At 60.2% G+C, this 22681-nt stretch carries 20 protein-coding genes and 2 pseudogenes; 4 read left to right on the top strand and 18 right to left on the bottom strand.

What is annotated here, in order from left to right; all coding sequences use genetic code 11:
- The 15 genes and pseudogenes from ACI2JR_RS22505 to ACI2JR_RS22435 all read right to left on the bottom strand — a co-directional run.
- A pseudogene (locus ACI2JR_RS22505) lies at positions 1-244 on the bottom strand (ABC transporter substrate-binding protein); the annotation flags it as partial.
- A gap of 12 nt (positions 245-256) precedes the next feature.
- A complete protein-coding gene (locus ACI2JR_RS22500; RefSeq protein ID WP_462479512.1) occupies positions 257-820 on the bottom strand; it encodes an ABC transporter permease in 564 nt (187 codons plus the stop codon).
- Positions 820-1668 carry an ABC transporter permease gene (locus ACI2JR_RS22495; protein WP_132731538.1) on the bottom strand — a complete coding sequence of 283 codons (849 nt, stop codon included), beginning with the start codon at positions 1666-1668 and terminating at the stop codon, positions 820-822. The genes ACI2JR_RS22500 and ACI2JR_RS22495 overlap by 1 nt, the downstream gene beginning before the upstream one ends.
- Complete coding sequence (locus ACI2JR_RS22490; RefSeq protein ID WP_132731537.1) at positions 1665-2258, bottom strand: ANTAR domain-containing response regulator; 594 nt, start codon at positions 2256-2258, stop codon at positions 1665-1667. The genes ACI2JR_RS22495 and ACI2JR_RS22490 overlap by 4 nt, the downstream gene beginning before the upstream one ends.
- The gene (locus ACI2JR_RS22485) at positions 2255-3382 is read right to left on the bottom strand and encodes a transporter substrate-binding protein (RefSeq protein WP_462479511.1); all 1128 of its coding nucleotides are present in this window, start codon (positions 3380-3382) and stop codon (positions 2255-2257) included. Before ACI2JR_RS22485 ends, ACI2JR_RS22490 begins: the two co-directional genes overlap by 4 nt.
- Positions 3383-3651: 269 nt before the next feature.
- Positions 3652-4809, bottom strand: a complete 1158-nt coding sequence (locus ACI2JR_RS22480; RefSeq protein WP_462479510.1) for a CdaR family transcriptional regulator — start codon at positions 4807-4809, stop codon at positions 3652-3654.
- Positions 4806-5981, bottom strand: coding sequence for a glycerate kinase (locus ACI2JR_RS22475; RefSeq protein ID WP_462479509.1), 1176 nt, complete (start codon positions 5979-5981; stop codon positions 4806-4808). The genes ACI2JR_RS22480 and ACI2JR_RS22475 overlap by 4 nt, the downstream gene beginning before the upstream one ends.
- A gap of 13 nt (positions 5982-5994) precedes the next feature.
- Positions 5995-7332, bottom strand: a complete 1338-nt coding sequence (locus ACI2JR_RS22470) for an MFS transporter (RefSeq protein ID WP_132731530.1) — start codon at positions 7330-7332, stop codon at positions 5995-5997.
- A 106-nt stretch (positions 7333-7438) separates the two neighbouring features.
- On the bottom strand, positions 7439-8317 hold the full coding sequence (locus ACI2JR_RS22465; protein ID WP_132731529.1) for an SMP-30/gluconolactonase/LRE family protein: 879 nt from the start codon (positions 8315-8317) through the stop codon (positions 7439-7441).
- A 13-nt stretch (positions 8318-8330) separates the two neighbouring features.
- Complete coding sequence (locus ACI2JR_RS22460; RefSeq protein ID WP_462479508.1) at positions 8331-9668, bottom strand: MFS transporter; 1338 nt, start codon at positions 9666-9668, stop codon at positions 8331-8333.
- A 133-nt stretch (positions 9669-9801) separates the two neighbouring features.
- Positions 9802-10992, bottom strand: coding sequence for a thiolase family protein (locus ACI2JR_RS22455; RefSeq protein WP_462479507.1), 1191 nt, complete (start codon positions 10990-10992; stop codon positions 9802-9804).
- 11 nt (positions 10993-11003) lie between these two features.
- Positions 11004-11738 carry a 3-oxoacyl-ACP reductase FabG gene (gene fabG, locus ACI2JR_RS22450; RefSeq protein ID WP_462479506.1) on the bottom strand — a complete coding sequence of 245 codons (735 nt, stop codon included), beginning with the start codon at positions 11736-11738 and terminating at the stop codon, positions 11004-11006.
- A gap of 10 nt (positions 11739-11748) precedes the next feature.
- Positions 11749-13341: an acyl CoA:acetate/3-ketoacid CoA transferase gene (locus ACI2JR_RS22445; protein WP_132731525.1), complete on the bottom strand. Its 1593-nt coding sequence runs from the start codon at positions 13339-13341 to the stop codon at positions 11749-11751.
- Positions 13338-14894 carry a class I adenylate-forming enzyme family protein gene (locus ACI2JR_RS22440; protein WP_462479505.1) on the bottom strand — a complete coding sequence of 519 codons (1557 nt, stop codon included), beginning with the start codon at positions 14892-14894 and terminating at the stop codon, positions 13338-13340. Before ACI2JR_RS22440 ends, ACI2JR_RS22445 begins: the two co-directional genes overlap by 4 nt.
- A gap of 288 nt (positions 14895-15182) precedes the next feature.
- Positions 15183-16016 carry an oxidoreductase gene (locus ACI2JR_RS22435; protein ID WP_462479504.1) on the bottom strand — a complete coding sequence of 278 codons (834 nt, stop codon included), beginning with the start codon at positions 16014-16016 and terminating at the stop codon, positions 15183-15185.
- 161 nt (positions 16017-16177) lie between these two features.
- On the opposite strand from ACI2JR_RS22435, the gene ACI2JR_RS22430 reads away from it, so the two are divergent.
- Positions 16178-17119: an AraC family transcriptional regulator gene (locus ACI2JR_RS22430; protein ID WP_132731522.1), complete on the top strand. Its 942-nt coding sequence runs from the start codon at positions 16178-16180 to the stop codon at positions 17117-17119.
- Positions 17120-17161: 42 nt separating this feature from the next.
- Here ACI2JR_RS22430 and ACI2JR_RS22425 read toward each other — a convergent pair whose 3' ends face one another.
- Positions 17162-18169 carry a LacI family DNA-binding transcriptional regulator gene (locus tag ACI2JR_RS22425; protein WP_462479503.1) on the bottom strand — a complete coding sequence of 336 codons (1008 nt, stop codon included), beginning with the start codon at positions 18167-18169 and terminating at the stop codon, positions 17162-17164.
- 200 nt (positions 18170-18369) lie between these two features.
- Here ACI2JR_RS22425 and ACI2JR_RS22420 point away from each other — a divergent pair, with 200 nt between their 5' ends.
- Both ACI2JR_RS22420 and ACI2JR_RS22415 read left to right on the top strand, forming a co-directional pair.
- Positions 18370-19458, top strand: coding sequence for a cellulase family glycosylhydrolase (locus ACI2JR_RS22420; RefSeq protein ID WP_132731520.1), 1089 nt, complete (start codon positions 18370-18372; stop codon positions 19456-19458).
- Positions 19459-19512: 54 nt separating this feature from the next.
- Positions 19513-20907: an MFS transporter gene (locus ACI2JR_RS22415; RefSeq protein WP_132731519.1), complete on the top strand. Its 1395-nt coding sequence runs from the start codon at positions 19513-19515 to the stop codon at positions 20905-20907.
- Positions 20908-21249: 342 nt separating this feature from the next.
- On the opposite strand, the gene ACI2JR_RS22410 is transcribed toward ACI2JR_RS22415, so the two are convergent.
- Positions 21250-21408 (bottom strand): YqaE/Pmp3 family membrane protein, encoded by a 159-nt coding sequence (locus ACI2JR_RS22410; protein ID WP_015585265.1) that lies wholly within the window; start codon positions 21406-21408, stop codon positions 21250-21252.
- 134 nt (positions 21409-21542) lie between these two features.
- Here ACI2JR_RS22410 and ACI2JR_RS22405 point away from each other — a divergent pair.
- Positions 21543-21641: pseudogene (locus tag ACI2JR_RS22405) on the top strand (thiosulfate sulfurtransferase PspE); the annotation flags it as partial.
- A gap of 32 nt (positions 21642-21673) precedes the next feature.
- On the opposite strand, the gene ACI2JR_RS22400 reads toward ACI2JR_RS22405, so the two are convergent.
- On the bottom strand, positions 21674-22681 hold the full coding sequence (locus tag ACI2JR_RS22400) for a substrate-binding domain-containing protein (protein ID WP_462479502.1): 1008 nt from the start codon (positions 22679-22681) through the stop codon (positions 21674-21676).

The following is a 22681-nucleotide window of genomic DNA, read 5'->3' as shown; positions in this document are numbered from 1 at the left end:
AAATGGCGTAGCTTTCCGCCAGATCGTTCACCAGTTCGGTGGTGCCGGGGCGGTAGTCCATCAGGCCGTCGAACAGGCTTTTGATCATCGACCAGTTTTGCCAGTCATAGCCAATGGCCGGGTCCAGGGTCGCCACGTCGTTCTGGTAGGTCACCACGATATCGCCGCCGGTTTTTTCGTCAGCCTGCGCGGCATAAGAGAAACAGGCCGCGGCCACCGCCATCGTCAGTAATGCTTTTTTCATTATTTTCCCCTGCTACTTTTTGACATCAATGCGCGGATCGACCCACGGCAGCACCAGATTCGCAATAAGGTTGCCGCCAACAATGGCAACCGCTGACACGGTGGTTACCCCGACAATCACCGGAATATCCACCTGTTGAATCGCCTGCCAGGCCAACTGACCGATGCCCGGCCAGCCAAAGACCGACTCGACCACCACCAGCCCGCCGCGTTTCAGCGCCGCCAGGGTGCCGAGAGCGATCCCCAGCACCAGCTCGCAGAGAATGCCCGCCGCCATCAGCTGCAGCGACGGCCCGATGCGGGCGGAAACCAGTTCGCTCACTTCGCTGCGCTGAATAAACGAGCGCCCCAGATCGCCGTGCAGCAGCCCCTGCAGATAGCGCCAATATTGCTGATAAAACGGCAGATCCAGCCCCAGCTGATGGCGGATGTTTTCGACCACTTCCGGCGTGGCGCTGCGCCCGGCGATCTGGCGTGCCGGGTCGGCGGGCAGCATAAACAGCAGCAGATAGCAGATCAGCGTGACGCCGAGCAGGATCAGCAGCGCATGTAACAGACGTTTCCCCAGAAACAGCATCAGCTTCTCCGTTTTAAACCGGGATCGAGGGCGTCGCGCAGGGCGTCGCCGGCGATATTGAAAGAGAGCGACAGCAGCACGATCGCCGCGCCGGGAAAGAACACCAGCCAGGGGGCCGAGGTAAAATAAGTCTGGCTTTCAAAGATAATGTTGCCCCAGCTCGGCGTCGGCGGCTGTACCCCCACGCCGAGGAACGAGAGGGTGGCTTCCAGCAAGACCGTGGTGGAGATGCCCAGCGTGGCCCAGACCAGCACCGTCGGCACCAGATGCGGAATTAAATGTACGCCGAGAATGCGTAAGGTCCCGGCTCCCAGGGTGCGTTCCACGGCGATAAAGTCGCGGGCGCTGAGCGCGCTGGTTTCGGCATAGATAACCCGGGCGATTTGCACCCAGTTCACCATGGCGATCACCAGCGCCACGATCCAGACGCTGGGCTGGAAAATCGCCGCCAGGGCAATCGCCAGCAGCAGCGCCGGAAACGCCATCATCAAATCGGTAAAGCGCATCAGCAGCCCTCCGATACGCCCCTGTAAATAACCGGCGCTCAGCCCCACCAGGACGCCGGTTAATACCGCAATACCGTTGGCGACCACGCCGATCAGCAACGAGGTGCGCGCGCCGTAAATCAGCCGTGAGAACAGGTCGCGCCCCAGCAGATCGGTTCCCAGCCAGTAGGTGGCGTTGGGCGAAAGCGGCGCGCCTTCCAGGCTCAGCCCTTCGACAAACTGTTCATCGGGATCGAAGGGGGTGAGCCAGGGGGCGAACAGCGCGCTCAGCACCACCAGCAGAATAAACAGCAGCGAGAGCAGCAGCGCGGGCCGCCGCAGAAAATATCCGACTCGATTCATCGCGCCCCCCGCTCGCCGGACGCCATTCGCAGCAACCACTGCTGCGCCACCTGCGCCATCGGCTGGTTAGTGCGCATCGATTCCGTGCGCAGACGCGCCCAGGCCTGTTGTTCATCAAGGTTTTCCGCCAGCATCAGGGCTGCCAGCGCCTGGGTCATTTGCGGCATCGCCGCCAGACGCTGGCGCAGCAGCGCCTGCTGCTGTTGGCTGTCGTGCAGTTGCTGGCGTAATCCCACCGCCATCATCAGGGTGGTATAGATGGCCCGCTGGGTAATGGGTTTGGCGAGGATCGCGGTGGCTCCCAGCTCCAGCGCGCGCTGCACCTGGGAAAGCCCCTCATGCGAAGTCAGCGCGATCACCGGTATCCCCGCCAGATTGACCTGTTGCAGGGTCAGCGGACTGGCGAACGCTTCCAGCTCCACTAACACCGCGCAGGGGGTGAGCGGCGGCACGGCTTCATCCGCCGCCAGGTGATGCCAGCGAATGCCCATTCGCGTCAGGTTTTTTTCCAGCGCTTCGCGGCTCCTGGCTTCGCAATCCACCAGCAGGAGCGGCTGAGCATCAAAATCCGGAGACAGTAGCGTTTTCATTTCACAATCCTCAGGGCAGGTCTGGCTGCCACCGTCCGGCCCTGGCGCAGGTCGGTGGCAGAGAGATAGGGATCGGGCATTACCGGCTGTGGTTCGCTATGCAGCAGTTGAAAGCGGGTTTGTTGCAGCTCGGCGATATGGCAGGGCAGGCAGGCGTGGTTGTTTAGCGCCAGCACCGAACGGGCGCCCGGCGAACGCGCGTCATACTGACGATGCAGCGCCGCCAGCACCGCTTCCGGCTGGCTGTCTCCGGCCTGACGCAGGCTGTCGGCAAACAGCCTTACCGCCCGCCAGGCGCCAATGTAGTAGTGGGAGATGCGCTGCGCGCCGTGCTGGAGGCGCTGCCGCGTGCAAAAGTCGGGATCGACGCTCTCAAAAAACGGACCGCAGGAGAGCAGGCGCACCGCCCGCAGCGGCGCGACCTCGGCGACTTCCGCTTCGGTAAAGTTACAGCTGAGCACCGCTAACGTCCGCCGCTCGCGAACACAGGCGGCGTCCAGCGCGCGCAGAAACGCGTAAGAGGTTTCGCCTACCAGATTGTTGAGCACAAAATCGACCTTTGCGCTGAGAATCGCCTCCACCAGTTCCGTTACGCTGCTGTTTCTCAGGTGCAGATATTTTTCACCCACCACCGTGCCGCCGGAGGCTTCCACCACCCCGCGGGCGATGCGGTTGCTCTCCCAGCCCCAGACGTAGTTGGAGCCGGTCAGCCAGGCGCGGGTTCCGAAGGTATCCAGCGCCAGCCGCAGCAGCGGCAGCAGGGTCTGGTTCGGGCAGCCGCCGAGGTACACCACCTGTTCGCAGCTTTCGAATCCTTCGTAAGGGCAGCCGTACCACAGCAGCAGGTTATGCTGCTCCAGGTCCGGGATGATCTCCTTCCGGCTGGCGGAGGTAATGGTGCCGAAAATATGACGAATGCCTTGATTGATAAAGGTACTTACCGCTTCGCTGTAGGCCGCCAGATCGCCGGCGGGATTAATATGCCGGGCCTGCAACTGAAACGGATAGTCGGGGTCGGCGTTGATTTCCGCCAGCGCATGGCGCGCGCCGGCCAGCGCGCTGTTCGCCATGTGGCTATAGGTCCCTTCTGTTGACAGCAGAATGCCGATATCAATCGTTTGCACGTACGTTTGCTCTCCGTATCAATAAAAAAAGCCCGATCGTCCTTAGCAGGACAATCAGGCTTCATTACCTGGCGATATTTTATGGGTTCAAGGCTTAAGGGTTGCCCCGGCTTGCATATACCCAGCATGAAAAATTCATGCCATTTTTAAAGGTTCATTAAATCAGCGGCTTATAAAAAACGGCGCCGAAGCGTTGCACCAACAGGAGGCAGATTACCCAGCACAGTGCAGGCTTCTGAGTCATTCCGATCGCCTCTCCCGCCGTGGCCTCAACTCAAGGTATCAATCCACTCGCTCTGACGCGGGTTCTGTCGTCTGTAGCAATGTACCGACACCGAAAGCTGCACCAGGTCGGTAAACATCATCGGATCCAGCTGGATATGCTTTTTAATCTGCTGCAGGCGGTAGGAGAGGGTGTTGCGGTGGATCCCCAATTGCAGCGAGGTCTTGCCCGGTTCGGCGTTATTGGCGATAAAACAGGCCAGCGTATCCAGCAGTACTTCGCCAGAATCATGCTCCAGCAGTTGCCGCACGTTGTTATTGAAGAAGTTAACCATGTAGCTGTCTTCCAGCACCCGGAACAGGCACAGCAGCGCCATTTCGCGGAAATAGTAGATCTGGCGCTGCGGCTGCACTTTGCTTCCCACTTCAATCACCGAGCGGGCGAACTGGATCGCCTCGCGGATGTCGGGCGCGCTGTCCGCCTGTACGCCAACGCCGATGTGGTAATGGCTGATCTGGGTGCTGAGGATAAACTCAATCCCCTTCAGCAGGGTTTCCTGCGGCTCGTTCAGCGCATCGAGGATCAGGATTTCGTTACTGCCCAGCAGGATCACCTCCTTTACCCCGGTCAGCTGCGAGAACTCGCGCAGCAGCGTGCTCAGGATCTCGCTCAGATGGCGCTGTTCCACCTGGATGGTGACCACCACCGGTACCAGCGGCGTGTCGAAGGTGAAGCCCAGTTCCGCCAGGCGGCGCAGGGCTTCCTGGCCTGGGTTGCTGGCGCCCTGTTCAAGATACTGGCAGAACAGCGTGTCGCGCAGGCGCTGCCGCCAGTTGGTTTCACGCATCTCCATCGCCTGGCGCACCAGCAGTTCGGCGGTCAGCACCGCCAGTTCGGCATAGCGGCTAATCGCCGAAGGATCGCCGCTGATCCCCACCACCATCACCACGCGATCGGCAAAAATAATCGGATGGTTAATGCCGGGATGGACATTCTGAAAGCGCGCCGCTTCGGCGGGATTATGGATGCAAATGCGTTTTCCGGTACGGATCACCTCGCGCGCGATCTCGTGCTGTTCACCAATACGATGACGTTCTCCGGAGGCAATAATCTGTCCGTGATGATCGATCACGTTCACGTTGTGATGGATTATCGCCATTGCCCGGGCGACAATCTCATTAGCCAGCGCTGTTGTAATAATCATGCTGTTGTCCGCTTGTGTTCATCCCGCCGTTGCCCGCACAAAAAGGTCCGTAGCGCATTTTCCGCCGCGTCGGCGAGCAGCTTTTCACACGCGTGCATTGACTCCGCCAGCGGCATAGGCCGCGGGCAGATCGACCACATGGCGTCAATATGATGTTGGTAAAGCTGTCGGCTATTGTCATCGCGCCCGCCGCACAGGGCTATCACCGGTACGCCGTAGCGCGCGGCGGCATGCGCCACGCCCACCGGCGCTTTGCCGAACGCGCTCTGGCGATCGAGCCAGCCTTCGCCGACGATGGCCAGCGCAGCATCGCTGAGATGGCGGTCGGCGTTGAGCAGTTCCAGAACCAGCGCGATCCCGGGACGCAGCGTGGCGCCGGAATAGGCCATCAGCGCGGCCCCCATTCCGCCCGCCGCCCCGGCGCCGGCTAAGGCGCCGACATCGTAGCCCAGCGTCTGCGTCAGCTGCCGGTTATAGTGGGTCATACCCGTTTCCAGCTCGCTGAGCGCCGCGTCGTCCGCCCCTTTTTGCGCGCCGTAGATCCAGGTGGCGCCCTGTTCGCCCAGCAGCGGGTTGGTGACGTCGCAGGAAGCCTGCACGTCGGTGTGCAGCAGGCGCGGATCCAGTTCGCTCAAATCGATGCGCTGGATGCGCGCCAGATCCTGGCCCGCGGCGGGCGCCGGCAACAGCGAACCGTCCTCGCGCCAGAAGCGCGCGCCGAGCGCCTGCGCGAAACCGATGCCGCCGTCGTTGGTGGCGCTGCCGCCCAGCCCGATAATCAGCCGCCGGCAGCCCGCGTCCAGCGCCGCTTTCACCTGCTCGCCCAGCCCGTAGCTGCTGGCGCGGCGCACATCCCGGCGGGTCGGCGGGGTCAATTCCAGTCCGCAGCTTTGCGCCATCTCAATAATCGCCTGGCCGTCGGGCAGCATCAGAAACGCCGCCTCGACGGGCTGGCCGTAAGGATCGCGGCACAGGTGTCGCCGCCAGGCGGCTGCGCTGAGCTGCGGGCTTTCCGCCAGCGTCGTCAGCAACCCTTCGCCGCCGTCCGACACCGGCATCTCCACCAGCGTCAGCGGCTCGCCGACCCGGCGTAGTCCGCGGGCTACCGCGGCGCAGGCCGCCTGCGCGCTACAGCTGCCTTTGAACGAATCCAGCGCGATGACAATTTTCATGGGTTCTCCTGGTTTACTGCGCGTGGCGCGGCGTTTTATCGGTAGTCATGAGTTGCAGCAGCATGCCCAGCAGCGCGCATCCCGCCATGGTGAAGAAGGCGTAAATGTAGCCCGCCGGGTTCGACCAGCCGCCGCCCAGTTGGATCAGCCACCCCATCAACAGGGGGGAAACCCCGCCACCGATAAACATCGCGGTGGTGATAATGCCGTTGGCGGTGGAGGTGGCGCGTTCATCGGCGGAATCCGACGCCATGGCGTAGTAAATCGGCCACACGGCGTTGGCGACCAGGCCGAAAAAGAGCTGGATGGCGATCAGACGCGGCATATTGGTGGCGAAGTAGAACAGCGCGATGCCGATGCTCATCCACAGCCCGCAGATGATCAGGGTGCGTTTGCGACCCAGACTGTCCGACAGCCACGGCCAGATCACCTGTCCCAGCGTCCCGGTGAGGGTAAAGACGATACTCAACCCGGCGGCGGAGGCCAGCGACAGGCCGGAGACATGATAAAGATACGGCGGCAGTACGACGTTAATCCCCATGTAGACAATCTGCGTCAGCAGCGTGTTGCCCGCCGTGAGCGAGATATTGCGGTTGCGCAAAGTGCGCAGGAAGGTGCGCATCCCTTCGCCTTTTTCAACATGACTGCTTTCCTGGGCGGCCGGGCGCGTCATCCCCTGTTGATCGATGTGCTGATAAAGCGTGTTGATACGATCGGCGGTGGAATACTTCGCCCAGAAGATCATCAGCGGTATGGCGACAATCATCGCCAGCAGGAAGCAGTAGCGCCAGCTACCTTCGCCGAAGGTGGTCAGCACCAGGCTGGCTACCACGCCGCTCAGCAGCGCGCCGATCGGGTAGCCGGTATGGTGTACTCCCAGCGCGAAGCCGCGTTTCTCTTTCGGCCACCATTCGGCGGTATTGCTTACGCCTACCGGCTCGCCCCAGCCTGCGCCCAGGTTCACCCCGACGCGCAGCAGCACGAAAGTGGTCAGCCCGTGGCTGATGGCCTTAATCCCGGAAATGAAGGAGAGGGCGGTGTAACCCAGCACCAGCGGCACCTGAAAACGCGCGCGTTTCCAGCCGGAACCATAGCGGTCGCTCCAGATAGAGCCGGGGATATCCAGGACCGCAAGGGCGACCATGATCAGCGCCACCAGGTTACCCCACTGTTCCGGGGAGAGAGAGAACTCCTTTGAGATAACCGGTCCCAGACGCAGAATCATTTCGCGATCGTAGGCGTTAAGCACCCAGATCAGCCAGCACACCAGCAATGAAACCCAGGAGAAGCGATGGATTAACTGCTTTTTGACGCCTTTTTCTCTGGCAGGCGTTTGATTAATCGTTGTCATAGTGTTTGCTCCACGGCGCCGCGACAGCGTGATGCGCGCCGCTTGTTGTCAGGGTCAGAGTAAGTTCACCGGGTATTATTGTTTTGACGGCGAACCGGATAGTGATTTAACCGGCGAAGCGCCGTTCCGCTACGCCGGTTATGCCCAGCCCGTAAATGGCGAACAGGCTGCCGCGTAGCTGATTGTCTTCAGGAAAACGCGGTAACGGCGGTTGCGCCATCGAGGTGACATACAGCACGTCAAGGTTTTCGCCGCCGAACATCACGCTGGTGACTTTTTTCACCGGCATCTCGATAATGCGGTCGACTTTCCCCTCCGGCGTGTAGCGCACCAGCTTGCCCGCGTAGACCAGCGCATTCCACAGGCAGCCTTCGCTATCTACGGTTGCGCCGTCCGCCGCGCCGCCTTCGCTGCGATCCACCTCGCAGAACACCCGTTCGCCGGAGAGATTGCCGCTGGTGGTGTCGTAGTTCCAGGCGCGGATTTCACCGGTCCAGGTGTCGGCGAAGTAAAAGGTTTCGCCCGACGGGCTCCAGCAGGGCGCGTTGGAGACGATGATGTTCTGCTTGAGCACGTGCAGCGACAGGTCCGGATCGAGGCGGTACAGCGCGCCGCTCGGCTCCTCTTCGCGCATATCCATCGACCCGAAGAGAAAGCGCCCCTGGCGGTCCACCTTGCCGTCGTTCAGGCGGTTAAAGGGTCTGTCCGCCTCCGGGTGATGCAGCAGTTCAAGCTCGCCGCTGGCGAAATCGAGCAGATGCACGCCGTGCTGGAGCGCCACCACCGCGCCTTCGCCGTTCTGGCGCAGGGCGAAGGAGCCGATTTTCTGCCGCACGTCCCAGCTCTGAATCGCGCCGCCCTGCGCGTTGCAGGCGAACAGCCGCCCGTCCTGACTGTCCACCCACCAGAGCCGCTGTTGTTCTACATCCCAGACCGGGCTTTCGCCGAGCCGGGTTTTTAAATCCAGCAACACTTCAATGCGCATGATTGTCTCCTGGTTAAATTTTTTCTCCGCCGGCGGGTCTTGCCGCTGCGGTGGTATGTGACGATTGGCTTTGGATGAAGAGCGCCACCAGCGCACCGAGGATCAATAACGCCACGGCGAACCACAGCCCGGAAGTGGCGGAACCGGTACGATCTTCAAAAGCGCCAAGGATGAAAGGCCCGAGAAAGCCACCGCACAGGCCAAGACAGTTGAGCAGGCCGAAACAGCCCGCCAGCATATGGCCGCTCATGATCGACGGCAGCCAGTTGAAGATGATGGATTGCATGGCGAAGAACATAAAAGCGGCCAGCGAGAAGCCAGCCAGCGCGACGCCATGGCCGCCGCTGGCGCCGATAGCCATACCGATCGCCATCACCAGATAACCCGCCATCAACATGCGGCGCGAACGCCGTTCCGTGCGGGCGAAACGCGGCAGCAGCACCCCGCCGCAGGCGGCGGCAATCCACGGGATCGCGGTCAGAAAACCGATGTGCAGCGGTGTAAGCTGTCCCCAGCTGCCGATGATCCCCGGCAGGAAGTAGCTCAGTCCGTAGACCGAGAACTGATGGGTGAAGTAGATCAGCACCAGCAGCAGAAACACGCGGGTGGTGAGGGCGGTTTTCAGGGAGAAACGGCTCGGAACGTGGCTGCTTTCCTGCGCTTCGCGGGCGAGGTCGGCGGCGATCGCCCGTATATCGTCACGGTTCAGCCACGTCGCGTCTGCGGGCTTATCCGGCAGTTTGCGCCACACGATAAACGCGAGGAAGATCGCCGGCAGACCTTCAATAAAGAACATCCACTGCCAGCCGTGCCAGCCCGCCATGCCATCGAGACTCAATAAAACCCCACCCAACGGCGCGCCGATGATATTGGCGAAACAGACGCCGAGCAGGAACAGACCGGTGGCTTTAGTACGTTCTTCACGACCGAACCACAACGTCAGATAGTAGATAATGCCGGGATACAGTCCCGCCTCCGCGGCCCCCAGCAGCAGGCGCAGGATATAAAAGGACGTCGGTCCGGTAACGAAGGCCATCGCACAGGAGATGACCCCCCAGGTAATCATGATGCGGGCGATCCAGCGCCGGGCGCCGATCTTCGTCAGAAACAGGTTGCTGGGGATCTCCAGCAGCGAGTAGGAGAGGAAAAACAGCCCCGCCCCCAGCCCGAAGGCGGTGGCGGAGAGGCCGATATCCACCGACATGCTGGCTTTCGCCATGCCGATATTGGTGCGGTCAATAAAGCTAATGATGTACGCGACGATCAGCAGCGGCATCAAGTGACGATAGATCTTTTTATGCGTTCGCTGTAGCTGCGTATCGCTCATCGCCTTTTCATTTATTGCGGACATGGTTATTATTTCCCCGTAATCGTGGTCAGAAGCCTTGCCGGGATCGTGCCGATCCCGCATGTCAGCTCTCAGGTTGTCGCCGGGCGCTGACCCGAACGACGCCCGGCCCGAAGCCCCACTTCGGGCCGTTTTTCTACGCGCCTTCGCGCTCAAACAGCATAGAAATTCCTTGTCCGCCGCCGATACACATGGTCACCAGGCCGGTGCGCGCGCCGCTACGCTCCATTTCGTACATCAGTTTCACCGGCAGGATCGCGCCGCTGGCGCCGACCGGATGGCCGAGCGCAATCGCGCCGCCGTTGACGTTAACGCGCGCGGGATCGAGACGCAGATCGTTGATCACCGCCAGCGCCTGCGCGGCGAAGGCTTCATTGAGTTCCAGCAGATCGATGGACTGTACGTCCAGATTGAGTCGGTCCATCAGGCGGCGCGTGGCGGGCGCCGGGCCGAAGCCCATGATCTCCGCGCCGCAGCCTGCCACCGCCCAGCCGCGAATGCGCATCCGCGGCGTTAAACCGCGTTGTTCCGCCTGCTGGCGCGTCATCATCACCAGCGCCGCCGCGCCGTCGTTAATCCCGGAAGCGTTCGCGGCGGTGATCACGCCATCCTTTTTGAAGGCCGGGCGCAGCGCGGCGAGTTTTTCACGCGGGGTAGCGCGCGGATGCTCGTCGGTATCGAACCAGCGGGTCGCTTTTTTGCCGTCCGGCACTTCCAGCGGCAGAATCTGGTCGCGAAAGCGCCCCAGTTCGATCGCTTTCAGCGCCTTTTGCTGACTTTCCCAGGCGAAATCGTCCATCGCTTCGCGGGTGATGCCGAAACGCTCCGCCACATTTTCGGCGGTCATACCGTTGTGATACGGCCCTTCCGGCCAGGTGAGGATGGAGATCAGCCCGTCTTCCAGTTCGCCGTTGCCCATACGGTAGCCGTCGCGGGCTTTGCGCAGGTAGTAGGGTAGCTGCGTCATGTTTTCGGTGCCGCAGGCGACGACCACCTCCGCCTGGCCGCTTTGCAGCTCCATCATGCCGTCCGCCAGCGCCTGCAGTCCGGAGCCGCACTGGCGGTTGACCGAATAGGCGGTGCTTTCCTGCGGTATCCCGGCGCGCAGCTGGCAGACGCGGGCGATAAAGCCGCTTTCGGCGATCTGCCCGACGTTGCCGACGATCACCTCGTCCACTTCCTGCGGCGCAATTCCGGCGCGCCGCACCGCTTCGCGGATCGTCGCCGCGCCCAGATCGTGCTGGTGGCTATGTTTCAGGCTGCCGTTGAAGGTTCCAATCGCGGTGCGTACACCGCTGACGATCACGATATCATTAGCTTGTACCATGGTTTTTCTCCTTATAGCACCATGCCGCCGCCGACGTTGATAACTTCGCCGTTGATGTAACGCGCGCCCTCGGATGCCAGAAACGCCACGCATTCGCCGACGTCCTTCGCATCCCCGGCGTAGCCCGCCGGAATTTTGTTGATCATGATTTGCCAGACGTTTTCCGGCACGCCGCGCGTCATATCGGTATCGATGAATCCGGGACAGATGGCGTTCACCGTCACGCCTTTTTTCGCCAGTTCGCGGCAGGCGGTTTTGGTCATCCCCACCACGCCTGCTTTCGAGGCGGCATAATTGGTTTGCCCAATGTTGCCCAGCCAGCTGGCGGAGGCGATGTTGATGATGCGGCCCGCGCCGCGCTCGCGCATGCGGATGGCGGCCTGCTGCATACAGAAGAACGTGCCTTTCAGGTTGACGTCGATAACCGTATCCCAGTCCGCTTCCGTCAGTTTGTGCAGCATGGCGTCGCGATTGATCCCGGCGTTATTCACCAGTATCTCCACCGGACCGAATGCCTCTTCCGCCCCGGCGAACAGCGTTTCGACCTGCGCTTTATCACTGATGTTGCAACTGATGAATAACGCCTCCGCACCCGCGTCAAGCAGGGCCGCCGCCGCCGCTTCGCCGTGGGCGTCGCGATCGGCGATAACCACCCGCGCGCCTTCGCGGGCGAGTATTTGGGCGATGCCAAAGCCGATGCCGCGTGCGGCGCCGGTGACAATGGCGGTTTTACTGGCTAGTTTCATAAACGGTTCCTTACGAGTTTGATGATGAATAGTGGAACAGACGCTCCGCCAGTCCGCAGGGGGCGGGCTGAAACAGCGCGCTGTCCATCACGGTCAGTTCCGGGGCAATTAACGGGCGAAAATCCATCTGTGCAAGGATGTCGCGTTGCAGATCGACGCCGGGGGCGATCTCCGTCAGCACCGGCCCTTCCGGACGCAGCTCGAACACCGCGCGTTCGGTGACGTAATGCATGGTTTGCCCTTTGGCGCGGGCCAGCTCGCCGTTGTAAGAGATTTGGTTAACCTGCGAGACAAACTTGCGTACCTCTCCTTCACGCAGAATGCGCAGCGCCCCCTGTTCACAGGCGATCTCCAGCCCTTTGGCGGTAAAGGAAGAACAGAACACCACATGGCGCGCGTTCTGGGTGATGTCGATAAAACCGCCGGCGCCTGGGCAGGAGGCGCCGAGGCGTGTGGCATTAACATGGCCGTGCGGGTCCATTTCGCCCGCGCCCATAAAGGTGATATCCACTCCCGCGCCGTTGTAATAGAGCATCTGATCCTGGTGGCTTATCATCGCGCTCAGGTTGCGGCCAATGCCGAAGTCGGTGCCGCCGGCCTGCTGCCCGCCATAGATACCCGACTCCACCGTGATAGTGACCGCATCACCGAGCTGTTCTTCGTGGACAATGGCGCCAATCACATCGTTAGGGATGCCCGTCCCCAGGTTGATAACGCAGCCGGGCGTCAGATAGCGACAGGCGATGCGGCCGATCAGTTTGCGTAGATCCAGCGGCAGCGGCGCGCTTTGCGCCGCGGGCAGGCGGATATCGCCGCAGAATGCCGGATCAAAGGCCCAGCCGGAGGTCTGACGATGGTCCGTCTCCGGTTCATCGCAGACGACAATGGCGTCAATCAGCGTGCCGGGGACGGTGACGCTTTTCGGGTGCAGCGAGCCTTTCGCCACGCGGTATTTCACCTGCGCCAGCACCTTCGCGCCGTAGCGTTTGGCGGCCAGTACCGCATGCAGCACTTCCAGCTGCATTGCCTCTTCATCGGTAGTGAGGTTGCCCTCCTCATCGGCATGGGTGCCGCGCACAATCACCACATCCAGCGGGATTGCCGGATAAAACAGATACTCTTCGCCGCGAAACTCGACATGTTCAATCAGATCTGGCTGTTCGCGGGTACGGGCGTTCATGCGTCCACCCTCAATACGCGGATCGACAAAGGTGCCCAGGCCGACGGGCGAAAGCCGCCCCGGCAGGCCGGCTGCCATTGCGGCGTAAAGGTGGACCATTTGCCCCTGCGGCAGACACCACGCTTCCACTTCGTTGTTATTGATCATCGCCATCCAGCGCGGCGCCAGCCCCCAGTGCGAGCCGATAATTCGGGTGACCATACCCGGATGGGCGAAGTGCTGGTTGCCGCGCTGGCGATCGCTCTGCCCTGCGGCGTGCATCAGGGTCAGGTCGCGCGGCTCATCTGTTGCCTGAAAGCGCGCTTCGATGGCTTTCAGAATGGATTCCGCCGCGCCGATCAGCGTCATGCCGACGGTGCAAATCGTGTCGCCGCTGCGGATAAGTTGCGCCGCTTCCCGGGCGCTGATAAATCTGCTGCTCACTTTTTCTCCTCCGTTGACAGGGTCGTGATGGACTCCGCGAGGCGCGTTTTAAGCTGCCTTTTGCTGACCTTGCCGTTATGGGTACGCGGCAGGGTGCGGGTGAAGATGATGCGGGCCGGGAGCTTAAAGCGGGCGACTTTCACCTTCAGCCAGGCAAGGATTTCTTCGCTGGTGAGGTGGTATTGCGCGTCCGGGACGATGAATGCCACGGGCTCTTCGCCATATACCGGGCTGGGCGCGGGGATCACCGCGACTTCACGCACGCCCTGATGAGTCGAAATAATGTTCTCCAGCTCAAGGGAGTAAATCTTCTCGCCGCCGCGATTGATCATGTCCTTACTGCGATCCTTGATATACAACCAGCCTTCGTCATCGAGATAGCCGAGATCGCCGGTGCAGAACCAGCCTTGCGCATCGCAGCTGGGCCGCCGTTCGCTGCGCTGCCAGTATTCGCGGATCACCACATCCCCTTTCAGCCAGATATGGCCGATCTGCCTGTTGGGGAGAGGCTGCTGGCGGTCGTCGAGGATCCGGATGGTAAGACCGGGTATTGCCTGTCCCGAACTGCCGCGCTTCTCGTTGTCCCAGACGTCGACCGGGAAAATCGTGGCGGGCGAGGTGGTTTCGGTCAGTCCATAGATCGGGTGAATCGCGGTATTCGGAAACAGCGTTTTTAACTCGCTGATGAGCCCTTCATTCAGATGGCCGGCGCCGCAGGCGATGGCGCGTAACGATGGCCAGGTCGTCGGCTGGAGGGCATTGCGCGCGCGCGCCGCCTGACAGAGCAGGATAAATACCGTCGGCGAGCCATGCAGAAAGGTAATGTGCTGTTCGCGGAGGGTATTGAGCACCTCGGGCGCATTAAAACGTTGCTGTAACCAGATAGTTGCGCCGAGCGTGATAAACAGGGCCAGTAGCGCCGACAGGCCGGTGATGTGATAAATCGGCACCGCCAGAATAGTGCTGTCCGCCTCAGTCAGATTAAGCTTTTGCGCATAGGCATCGATGGCGCAAAGCAGGTTGCCGTGGGTGATGATGGCACCTTTGGGTTCGCCGGTGGTGCCGGAGGTAAACATCATTATCGCCGTATCGTCGCGGGCAACCTGTACCGGCAGGTCTGGCAGAGCTGCGGGCAGCGCCAGCGCCTGCCAGTCGGTGAGCGAAACGCAACGCGCGTTCGCCGTCTGTCCCAGCCAGTCCTGGACGCTGGCGTCGAATAACACCGCCTGGGGAGCGATATGGCCCACCAGCTCTTCGCTTTCGGCCTGTTTTAGCTTGGTGCTGAAGGGGATGACTTCGATACCCAAACCGAGCGCGGCGAAAAACATCTCGCAAAAGGCAGGGTGATTGCCCCAGGCCAGCAAAATACGATCGCCTTTGCGTAACGACCAGACGCGGTCAAGCTGCGCCATGGTCTGCTGTACCCGCTGGTGGAAATCGCGGTAGCGATAGCGGCGATCTTCAAACGCCAGCGCCAGGGCGTCCGGGCGGCGTGACGCGCTGTGGCTCAAGGCCTGGTATAAATTCTGAAAGTCGGCGGAGGTGCTGCTCATTTGTCTCTCCTGACATAGCATGATGGCTTGTCGTAGTCTGGAGAATTTCAGCAGCGGAAATTGCTGAATGGCTCACAACAAAAAATCAACAAAATTTGAACGGAATTGTAATATTGCACAAGGCGGCGAGCGGATGCGTTCATCCGTCGGCGGGAGACAGGACAGGCAGGATGTGCGGACGGTTAACCGCGGGTAAAAGAGGCGGTCTCCGCAGGTTCGGCATCGGCAAGCGTCTGATTGATGCCATTATCGGAGATTCTGCCCTCCCTGGACAGAATCCCCATCATCTTAGTCGTCGGTGGAAAGGCTAATCTCCCGCCACCTGTCGATATCCGCATTCATCTGCTGCAGTTTTTGCTTCACCAGGGTTACGGCATCGCTTCCCAGCAGCAGCGACGCCGGGGGATTGGGGCTTTCGATGAGCTGTAAAATGGCCCTGGCCGCTTTCACCGGGTCGCCTGGCTGGTGGCCGCTGCGCTGCATTCGCGTTTCCCGGATCGGCCCGAAGCTATGATCGTAATCGCTGATGCTGCGCGGGGAGCGCACCATCGAACGCCCGGCCCAGTCGGTGCGAAACGATCCGGGCTGGATCGCCGTCACCGCGATATTAAACGGCTTCAGCTCTTTGCTTAGGGTTTCCGAAATTCCCTGCAGGGCGAATTTACTCCCGCAGTAGTAGCTGATGCCGGGCATGGTGATGAATCCCCCCATTGAGGTGATATTCAAAATATGGCCGGCGCGGCGCGCGCGGAACGCGGGCAGAAAGGCTTTAATTACCGCCACGGCGCCAAACACGTTGACGTTAAACTGCTGCAGAATCTCACTCATCGGCGACTCTTCCATCACCCCTTCGTGACCGTACCCGGCATTATTGACCAGCACATCCACGGCGCCGATATTCTGCTCCACGTCGGCAACAACCGCGGGAATGGCGGCAAAATCCGTGACGTCCAGAATTCTGCCGAAGCACTGTCCTGGCGCCAGGGCTTCGAACGCCGCTTTGGCCTGCGCGTGGCGTAAGGTCCCGACCACCCGGTGCCCCGCCCGGAGCGCCTCTTGTGCCAGCGCGCGCCCGAAGCCGCTGCTGACGCCGGTGATGAAAAATAACTTTGCTCTGTTCATCCACTTCTCCTCCGTTAACCTGAGAAAGCAGAATAGGGCGGCGAGGGTGCGAAGCGTAGCCCCGATCCTCTCTGATCTTTGCCTGATCCTATGACTCGTCTGGACGCCGCCGCTGCCGGGTGCCACACTGCAATGACTTTCCACTGCCGGCCGCGAACGATATGGCATCTCACTCTTTACCGATCACCCGTCAGATGGTGACCCTCCTCGATCGGCTGACGCCGCATGAGGGCTACAATCTCACGGCTTTGCCCGACGTGCGTTTTTTACGTTCCGATCGCCCGCTGCTGCGCACGCCGGTGCTATACGAGCCCGGGATCGTTATCGTGGTGCAGGGGAAAAAGCGCGGTTTTCTCGGCGGGGATGTCTATTTGTATGATGCGCAGCATTATCTGATGGTCTCGGTACCGGTTCCGTTTACCATGGAAACGGATGCCAGCGCCGCCGAGCCGATGCTGGCGATCTATATCCGCCTCGATTTCAAGCTGGCCGCCGACCTGATGCTGGCGCTGGACGGCCGCGGCGCTGCGAATACTGGCCCCCCGCGCAGCATGATGTCGAGTCTGATGGATGACGCGATGCGCGGTTCGGTGCTGCGTTTCCTGCAGATTATGGCCTCGCCGCTGGACGCGGAAATGTTGGGGCTGTCCATGCTGCGGGAGCTCTATTACCGGGTGCTTACCGGGGAACAAGGGCAGACGCTGCGCAGCGCGCTCGCCCTGCAGGGACAGTTTGGCAAGGTGGCGATAGCCTTGCGCAAATTGCACGCCGAGTATGATTCGAATCTGGATGTGCCCGCGTTAGCCAAAGCCGCCGGGATGAGCGTCCCGACTTTTCATAGCCATTTCAAAACCGTGACCAACACCTCGCCGATGCAGTACCTGAAGTCGACCCGGCTGCATCAGGCCCGCCTGCTGATGCTGCGCAATAATCTTACGGCGTCGGCGGCGAGCGTGCGCGTCGGCTATGAGAGCGTGTCCCAGTTCAGCCGCGAGTTTAAACGCCTGTTTGGCCTGACGCCGCTGCGCGAGGTTGAGCGCATGAAGCGGACGTTCGCCATGCCCGCCCCGGCGATCCCGTCAGCGTTTATTTCTTCGCATTAAGCCGCTACGCCATTACCCGCTGCCGCCGCGATAGGCCCGGACTCAGCGCTCGCTGGAGCGCCTGACCTTTAAGCGGCCGGATAAGCTGACCCGCGTCGCGGCATCTTCGTTGTTACACAGGTACTCCACCGCTAAGCGGCCCAGCTCGCCGTAGGGCAGCTGGATACTGGTGAGCTGCGGGGTCAACTGCTCGGAGATCTTTTGATCGTCATATCCGGCGACCAGCATGTTGTCCGGCATGGTGATGCCGCGGGCCGACAGCGCCTGATAGCAGCCGATGGCCAGCCAGTCGCTGGCGCAGAAGATGGCATCCGGCCGCTCCGCCAGATCCAGCAGCGCCAGGGTGGCCTGGTAGGACTCATTAAACTGCCAGTTGGTCTGGCGCACCCACTCCGCTTTTGGCTCGAGCCCCGCCTGCTCCAGCGCCGCGTGATAGCCGGCCAGCCGCTGGCGGGTGGCATCCATCCAGGATTCCCCGGTGATATGCGCGATGCGCTGCGCGCCCTGGCTGAGCAAATGGCGGGTCACCTGAAAGGCGTTGGCAAAATCATCCGGCACGAACGACGGCAGCAGCGGCGAATCGGGGGCGGTCTGGTTGAGCAACACCAGCGGCAGGGCGGTGCAGTCCTGAAACGGCGCCATATCGATGACCGCGGTCACCGGCGAGGCGAGAATAATCCCCACGCAGTTGCGCTTCTCCAGCTGGCGAATAATGTTGCGGGCCAGTTCGCTATCGTCGCCAAAATCGTACACCGTCAGCATCACTTCATTGCGCCATGCGGCTTCCCGCGCCTGACTTATCGCATCGATAAACGGGTCATAGCTTTGCAGGGAACTCACCAGCAGGGCGATCTCTTCCTGATTACGCGGGGAGTGAATACCGGGCAGCCGGGCGTAGCCCAGTTCCGCGGCGATAGCCATCACCCGCTCGCGGGTTTCATCGCTGAGTTTGATGTTGCGCGACTGGTTCAACACCAGCGATACCGTGGCCTGAGAGACGCCAGCGGTGCGCGCAATATCGTTCATCGTGACCTTGTTTTTCCGCTTCATGTTCCCTGCTCCCTCGCCTGTTGAATCAGCATCATACCTTCCCGGCCTGCGATCCGGCAGGGGAGTGCGTCATCGGTCACGTTTCTTTTGCTATCAGCCGCCCGGTTTGTGACCGGGCTCCCTTTTTCGCACGGTGCTATTTGCGCGTTTATTCCCCAACTAATATTTATTAGCTAAACAATATCAGCAAAGAGGTAGCGATGAAACAGCAGTGGAGCAAAGAGCAGGCGCAGACGTGGTATCAGCGGCAGGGCTGGCTGTGCGGCTTTAACTATCTGCCGGCAACGGCGGTCAACTGGACCGATATCTGGCAGCAGGAAACCTTTGATGCCGAAACCATTGACCGGGAACTGGGCTGGGCGGCGCAGGCGGGGTATAACTCCCTGCGTATCAATCTGCCGTTTATCGTCTGGGAGCACGATCGGCAGGGGCTGATTGCCCGCATCCACCAGTTCCTGGCGCTCGCCGACGGCCACGGCATCCGCACTATGCTGACGCTGATGGACGACTGCGGCTTCTCCGGGGATGAACCCTATCTCGGCCCGCAAAAGATGCCGGTGCCGGGCAAACATAACAGCCAGGCCGCCGCCAGCCCGGGGCGCGCGAAGGTCTGCGATCGCGACTGCTGGCCGCAGATTGAGCGCTATGTGCGCGATATTGTTCGCGAATTTCGCACCGACCGCCGCGTGTTGCTGTGGGATCTGTACAACGAACCCGGCAACCGCGGGATCTTCGCCAGCGGCACGCGGGAAGTGCAGTACGACGAAAAGCTCGAAACCTACGCCCATGAACTGATGCGCAAGGCGTTTGCGTGGGCGCGAGATGAAGACCCCGATCAGCCGCTCACCGTCTGCGCCTGGCGGCTGCCCGAGGAAAGCGAAGGCGAAGCGTTCTACCAGCATCCGCTGGACCAGACCGCGCTGGCGCTGTCCGATGTGGTCAGCTTCCATGCCTATACCAACACCGCGCGCATGGTCGCCATCATCCATCAACTGCAGCAGCTCGGCCGACCGCTGTTCTGCACCGAGTGGCTGGCTCGTCACGTCGGCAGCACGATCGAAGAGCAGCTCCCGCTGATGCACGCCGCCAATGTCGCCCCCTATCAATGGGGGCTGGTGCGCGGTAAAACCCAGACCTGGCTGCCGTGGCCGGTGGTGATGACCCGCTCGCCGGATTATTGCCGCCTGTGGTTCCACGATGTGTTTGAAGAAAACGGCATTCCCTTTTCGCAAGCGGAAATGGATCTGGTGCGTAAACTGAGCCGTATTGGTTTGCACCCCGCGGGTTAAAAATAATAACAAATGCAGCCCGGCACTCTGCTGCCGGGCAATAAGGTAAACGCTATGGCAAATGCAATGAAAATACCCTCTCGCGAGCTATGGTCTTATTTTGGCTACGGGTTGGGCCAGTGCTTTAGTTTTGGTTTAGTGGGTTCGTTTATTAACTATTTTTATACCGATGTGCTGGGCATCTCGGCCCTTGCCGCCAGCTCCATTTTCCTGATTGCCCGCGCCTGGGATGCGATCCACGATCCGCTGTTTGCCAGCATCATGGACACCATCAACAGCCGTTTCGGTAAGTTTCGCCACTTTTTGCTCATTGCGCCGCTGCTGATCACCGGCATCACGCTGCTGTCGTTTTATAAAATCGAAGCGGATATGACCACCAAAATTCTCTACGCCGGGGTGACCTATATCCTGTGGGGAACGCTGTACGCGATTTCAGATATCCCCTTCTGGTCGATGTCATCGGTAATGAGCAACGATTCCAGCCAGCGTACCCGCGCGGTGACGGCGGCGATGCTCGGGGTGAATGCCGGGATTGCCTGCACCAATATTTTCTTCCCCAGGCTGGCGGCCTTTTTTGCCCAGTACAGTAATGACAAAGGCTACTTTATGGCCGCGCTGGTAATGGTGCTGATTGGCCTGCCGCTGATGCTGAACGGCTTCCTGCAGATTAAAGAGCGCGTGCCGCCGAGCCCGGAAAAGGTCACCATCCGCGATACCTTTCGCAACTTAAAGCACAATAAGCCGCTGTTTATCATTCTGCTGTCGTTCTTTTTCTGCGTCTTCCATAACGTCGCCAACGGCATTTACATCTACTTCTTTATCTACAACATGGGCGATGGCGGCCTGCAGATGGCTATCGGTCTGATGGGCATTATCGCGGCGGTGGTCTGCCTGGTAGCGCCGATGCTGACCCGCAGAATGCAGAAGCGGCAGCTGTTTATGATCCTCTGCGGGCTGGATATCGTGGTGCGGGTGATCATGTGGTTTGCCGGCTACCAGCATGCGGCGCTGCTGTTTGTTTTGCTGGGTCTGAGCACCATCTTTGTCATGATGACTAACATCCTTACCTCGTCAATGATTGCCGATACCATCGAGTACGCCGAATACCACACCCACCGGCGCTGCGCGGCGATCACCTTCTCCGGCCAGACCTTTACCGGCAAGATGTCGGTGGCGGTTGGCGGCGGGTTAATCGGCGTCTTTTTAACCATCATCGGCTACGTGCCTCAGGCGCAAAGCCAGAGCGCCGCCGTACTGAACGGGCTATTCTTCGGCATCTGCCTGCTGCCCGCCATCGGCTCGCTGATTCGCCTGGGCTTTATGTCGCGCTTCACCTTTACCGAGGATAAGCACGCGGAGATCTGCCGCCTGCTGGCGGAGCGGCATCATGCCGCCGGGGCAGGCGAGGACTCGCCCGATATCGCCACGCGCCCGCTTTCCGCGAATTAACCATACCCGTACCGGCGATGGTCTGATGCGGCAACGGACACCAACCGTAATCTCTTCGGGATTACGGTTTTTTTGCGCGTCCGCCAGGATGACCGGGATGGCGGCGATAATAAGGTCTGTGCATACCGTCAAATATAAAGGAATAAGATGGCGTTTTGGCGGCGCGAGTACCGCTTGTGTTTATGGCATAACCGGGAAAGGAGGCAGAGGAATTAAAAATTATATGACTTGATGAATGCGATAGCGATATTCACATCCGCGTGGTCGACGGTAGATAAAATCTGCTGGAAAGAAATGGCTTTAATTAAACACGGCGCCGGTGCGCCGTGAGGGGGCGGCAGGTTAATCGCGGGTTTGCACCCAGAATGCGTGAATCAGGCCGGGGATATAGCCCAATAAAGTCAGCACGATATTAAGAATAAATGCCCAACCAAATCCTTTCCCCAGGAGTACGCCAAGCGGCGGCAGAATAATCGTTAAAACAATTCTCCAGAATCCCATCTACATTCTCCCTATAAATATCATTCACAATTTTACCCGGCAATGTTACCTGTAAGCATAGTAATTTTACCTGAGGCTGCCAGTTTGCCCTTCGCTTTTACTCTCCTTTACGCTGGCACCCTGGCGCCATTCTCATGGCCTCCACGCCATTGCGGGCCGCCGAACACTGGGTTGATGTGCGAACGCCGGAACAGTTTCAGCAATCGCATGTGGAAGGGGCGGCAATCTCCCCGGGCAGTTCGCCGGGGGAGATTGCAGGGGGAAATTACTTACGCGCGTCCAGCAGTTGCTGTGCGTTGTCGGCGGTCACCACGGTCCATGGAATGTAGTAATGTTTCTGCGTTCCGCCATCCCATTTCAGGTCTTTAGCGTACTGTTTCCAGATATCGGACTGCGGCTGGTAGCTTTCGCCCTTCACCGCACGCAGTGCCACGTCGATAGAGCCCTGCATCTGGCCTTTGGCATCCTGCAGGATAGAGACCATTTCCCCGGCCTGTACCGCGTGAATGGCATCGGAGACGCCGTCTACTCCGGCAATGGCAAAGTCTTTGACGTTCAGACCTGCGCCTTTAATAGCTTCAATCGCGCCCAGCGCCATCTCGTCGTTCTGGCCAATCACACCATTGATTTTACCACGATGCTTTTGCAGCCAGTTTTCCATCAACGGTTGAGCCTCGGCGCGCGACCAGTTCGCGGTCTTACGCTCCAGCACCGTTACCTGGCCCGCGCCACACTCAGCGATGGCCTTATCGTTCCCTTTACCGCGCTGAATCTCGCCACTGCCGCCTTTCGGACCTTCGATGATGACTACGTTTACTTTATGGTTTTTACAGTCGAGCTTATCCAGTACCGCCCTGGCCTCCAGATAGCCGCCAAGTTCATCGTTAGACACCACTTCTGAGGTCATATCTTCAGTGTGCAGGCGCGCGTTGGTGACCACCACCGGGATTTTTGCCTCATTGGCATTGGTGACGATATCGATGTTGGCCTCATAATCCATCGGGTTGACGATAATCGCGTCGGCGCGGGTCTGAATCGCCGTTGCCGCCTGGTCGTTCTGCACCGAGGCATCGTAACGTCCGTCATAAAACGTCAGCACCGCTTCGCCGCTTTTCACCGCCGGATGCTCCTTGCCGTATCTCTCCATCAGCTGCACGAATTCGGCTTTATTGCCATACATCAGCACCGCGATTTTCACGGGGGCCGCCTGAGCTGCCACCAGGCTTCCCATCATCATGGCTGAAGCACACAACGCAATTTTGGTCTTATTCAT

It is taken from the genome of Klebsiella sp. NPDC088457, assembly GCF_044900465.1.
Taxonomy (GTDB): Bacteria; Pseudomonadota; Gammaproteobacteria; order Enterobacterales; family Enterobacteriaceae; genus Klebsiella.
This window is presented reverse-complemented; position numbering and strand designations above follow the sequence as displayed.

Coding starts and splice junctions, on each gene's coding strand:
- ACI2JR_RS22500 (WP_462479512.1), bottom strand. CDS start 820: ATGCTGTTTCTGGGGAAACGTCTGTTACATGCGCTGCTGATCCTGCTC.
- ACI2JR_RS22495 (WP_132731538.1), bottom strand. CDS start 1,668: ATGAATCGAGTCGGATATTTTCTGCGGCGGCCCGCGCTGCTGCTCTCG.
- ACI2JR_RS22490 (WP_132731537.1), bottom strand. CDS start 2,258: ATGAAAACGCTACTGTCTCCGGATTTTGATGCTCAGCCGCTCCTGCTG.
- ACI2JR_RS22480 (WP_462479510.1), bottom strand. CDS start 4,809: ATGATTATTACAACAGCGCTGGCTAATGAGATTGTCGCCCGGGCAATG.
- ACI2JR_RS22475 (WP_462479509.1), bottom strand. CDS start 5,981: ATGAAAATTGTCATCGCGCTGGATTCGTTCAAAGGCAGCTGTAGCGCG.
- ACI2JR_RS22470 (WP_132731530.1), bottom strand. CDS start 7,332: ATGACAACGATTAATCAAACGCCTGCCAGAGAAAAAGGCGTCAAAAAG.
- ACI2JR_RS22465 (WP_132731529.1), bottom strand. CDS start 8,317: ATGCGCATTGAAGTGTTGCTGGATTTAAAAACCCGGCTCGGCGAAAGC.
- ACI2JR_RS22460 (WP_462479508.1), bottom strand. CDS start 9,668: ATGTCCGCAATAAATGAAAAGGCGATGAGCGATACGCAGCTACAGCGA.
- ACI2JR_RS22455 (WP_462479507.1), bottom strand. CDS start 10,992: ATGGTACAAGCTAATGATATCGTGATCGTCAGCGGTGTACGCACCGCG.
- fabG (WP_462479506.1), bottom strand. CDS start 11,738: ATGAAACTAGCCAGTAAAACCGCCATTGTCACCGGCGCCGCACGCGGC.
- ACI2JR_RS22440 (WP_462479505.1), bottom strand. CDS start 14,894: ATGAGCAGCACCTCCGCCGACTTTCAGAATTTATACCAGGCCTTGAGC.
- ACI2JR_RS22435 (WP_462479504.1), bottom strand. CDS start 16,016: ATGAACAGAGCAAAGTTATTTTTCATCACCGGCGTCAGCAGCGGCTTC.
- ACI2JR_RS22430 (WP_132731522.1), top strand. CDS start 16,178: ATGGCATCTCACTCTTTACCGATCACCCGTCAGATGGTGACCCTCCTC.
- ACI2JR_RS22425 (WP_462479503.1), bottom strand. CDS start 18,169: ATGAAGCGGAAAAACAAGGTCACGATGAACGATATTGCGCGCACCGCT.
- ACI2JR_RS22420 (WP_132731520.1), top strand. CDS start 18,370: ATGAAACAGCAGTGGAGCAAAGAGCAGGCGCAGACGTGGTATCAGCGG.
- ACI2JR_RS22415 (WP_132731519.1), top strand. CDS start 19,513: ATGGCAAATGCAATGAAAATACCCTCTCGCGAGCTATGGTCTTATTTT.
- ACI2JR_RS22410 (WP_015585265.1), bottom strand. CDS start 21,408: ATGGGATTCTGGAGAATTGTTTTAACGATTATTCTGCCGCCGCTTGGC.
- ACI2JR_RS22400 (WP_462479502.1), bottom strand. CDS start 22,681: ATGAATAAGACCAAAATTGCGTTGTGTGCTTCAGCCATGATGATGGGA.